This is a genomic window from Candidatus Saccharimonadales bacterium, from assembly GCA_036397795.1.
Lineage (GTDB): Bacteria > Patescibacteriota > Saccharimonadia > Saccharimonadales > DASWIF01 > DASWIF01.
This window is the reverse complement of the sequence record DASWIF010000035.1, coordinates 1-1,676: the sequence shown is the minus strand read 5'-3', so window position 1 is coordinate 1,676 and position 1,676 is coordinate 1. Positions and strand designations below refer to the sequence as shown.

At 48.6% G+C, this 1,676-nt stretch carries 3 protein-coding genes; 1 reads left to right on the top strand and 2 read right to left on the bottom strand.

Annotation, left to right across the window (positions count from 1 at the left end; genetic code table 11):
* Both VGA08_02080 and VGA08_02075 read right to left on the bottom strand, forming a co-directional pair.
* On the bottom strand, positions 1-278 hold a 278-nt coding region (locus tag VGA08_02080), incomplete at its 3' end, for an FAD-dependent oxidoreductase (protein ID HEX9679385.1).
* A gap of 90 nt (positions 279-368) precedes the next feature.
* Positions 369-878, bottom strand: a complete 510-nt coding sequence (locus tag VGA08_02075; GenBank protein HEX9679384.1) for a DoxX family protein — start codon at positions 876-878, stop codon at positions 369-371.
* 161 nt (positions 879-1,039) lie between these two features.
* Between VGA08_02075 and lexA the strand changes: the two genes are divergently transcribed.
* A complete protein-coding gene (lexA, locus tag VGA08_02070; protein ID HEX9679383.1) occupies positions 1,040-1,654 on the top strand; it encodes a transcriptional repressor LexA in 615 nt (204 codons plus the stop codon).
* Positions 1,655-1,676: the final 22 nt, after the last annotated feature.

Genomic DNA, 1,676 nt, shown 5'->3' with positions numbered 1-1,676 from the left:
AAAACTTGGCCGTCTGCCAGCGTGACCTGGCGCCGATCCCGGTCAATACTAACCACGTTTCCTTGAACAAACGCGTAGCCAAACCGCTGGGCAAGTTTATCCAACGGCGCGCGAGTCCAGCGTTCGCTTGAAGCTCCGGCTAAAATATCTGCCAGTCGCGGTAAAAACAAAAAATGCGACTTGCGGTCAATTAGTGTCACGGTATATTTTTTACGCGCCAAGCGCCGAGCCGCCAGCGCGCCCGTAAACCCGGCGCCAATAATAACTATTTTTGACATACTAATAAGATTATAACACACTCATCTTTACAGACCGCCCCCGGCCTGAGTCAGGCCGGGGGCGGCATAATCTAACAAAAAATTCAACTTTTAGCGTTGATATTTTCGAGCCAACTTTGCGTCAATCGAAAGCGGACCGGCACCCAGCATCGCCAAGGCAATAGCCAGGCCGACAATCGCAATGTCTAACTCTCCGGCCACAATCCCATTAACCATCAAGCCGCCACCGAGCTTGGTCAAAAACCAAGCGACAATAAGTTCAAGCGCGATTAATTTGGCAAATAACGGCGTCAGGAAACCGAGCAAGAAAGCAAATCCACCCACCAGCTCAAGCCAAGCGATAAAAATACCAAAAAATCCGGGGATTGGAACATTGAGGCTGGTTAAAAATCCGGTAAAGCCTTCCAGCCCCGGCTGCGGGCCAAAGACTTTGGTTAGACCATGAAAAATAAAAATAATGGCCAGCGTCAATCGCAGCGGCATTGGCGCCCACTTGGCGAACTGGCCGCCCTTGGCGGTGACTATCATTTTCATAAGTCCGCCGGATTTCGGCTGGCTGGGCGAGGCATTCATGCCTGCCATAGAAGGATTTTGATCCATACGTGTGGTTAAATTTTAAATTGAAATTTGTTTAATTAAAACTAAACGAATTTTAGCATATATCTTATATATCGGCAAAATATGGCTTTAAAGGCAAAAATGAGTTATCCACTTGACGTTCGGTTTTTGTTCGGTATATACTCTAAGTACATTAAAACCATATGAGCAAGCTAACAAAAAAGCAGCGCGAAATTCTGGACTTTATCATCGCGTATCTGCGGACAAATAACTACTCCCCCTCGTACCAAGATATCGCCGATGAGTTTGGGCTTAGCAGTAAAGCGACTGTTTTCCAGCACATTCAAACATTGCGTGAAAAAGGTTTTTTGACGGTTGACAACAGCGCTACCCGCAATGTCATGCCGACAGATGAAGCAGTCGCGTTTAAACGGGCGGTCCAGCTGCCGCTGACCGGCTTAATTACCGCCGGTGAACCGATTGAAGCCGTGGCCACGCGCGAAACTATGGCTGTGCCGGCGGACTTAATTCGGGACGCGGCGAATACCTATGTCCTCCAAGTTCGGGGTGAATCAATGATTGATGAAGGTATTCTGGACGGCGACTTCGTGATTGTTGAACGAAATCCCTCTCCTCGCAATGGTGATGTAGTGGTGGCGCTGCTCCAAAACGAGTATGCCACGCTTAAAAAGTTCTATCGTGAACGCGACCGAATCCGACTTCAGCCGGCTAACGCCACCATGCAGCCGATCTTTGCGCGCGATCCGCTTATCCAGGGTGTTGTCCGAGCCATCATTCGCAAGTTTCAGACGATTTAGATTTAACCTCTTAATTCTCTCA